Origin of the sequence: Aurantiacibacter sediminis, from assembly GCF_016019885.1 — a bacterium.
Classification (GTDB): domain Bacteria; phylum Pseudomonadota; class Alphaproteobacteria; order Sphingomonadales; family Sphingomonadaceae; genus Alteraurantiacibacter; species Alteraurantiacibacter sediminis.
In genome coordinates this window covers 1-470 of record NZ_JAEANY010000007.1, presented here as the reverse complement: position 1 = coordinate 470, position 470 = coordinate 1, and the positions used below count along the sequence as shown (strand labels likewise).

Sequence of the window (470 nt, the reverse complement as noted above, 5' to 3'; positions counted from 1 at the left end):
GTCGAACGACTACTCGGGTATCTAATCCTGTTTGATACCCACACTTTCGAGCATCAGTGTCAGTTGCAGTCCAGTGAGCTGCCTTCGCAATCGGAGTTCTTCGTGATATCTAAGCATTTCACCGCTACACCACGAATTCCGCCCACCTCTACTGTACTCAAGACAGCCAGTATCAACTGCAATTTTACGGTTGAGCCGCAAACTTTCACAACTGACTTAACTGTCCACCTACGCTCCCTTTAAACCCAATAAATCCGGATAACGCTCGGATCCTCCGTATTACCGCGGCTGCTGGCACGGAGTTAGCCGATCCTTATTCATATGGTACATACAAAATTCCACACGTGGAAAACTTTATTCCCATATAAAAGAAGTTTACAACCCATAGGGCAGTCATCCTTCACGCTACTTGGCTGGTTCAGGCCTGCGCCCATTGACCAATATTCCTCACTGCTGCCACCCGTAGGTCA

Annotated in this window: 1 rRNA gene; it reads right to left on the bottom strand. The window is 48.1% G+C overall.

What is annotated here, in order from left to right:
• Positions 1-470, bottom strand: a 16S ribosomal RNA gene (locus I5L03_RS13295); the annotation flags it as partial.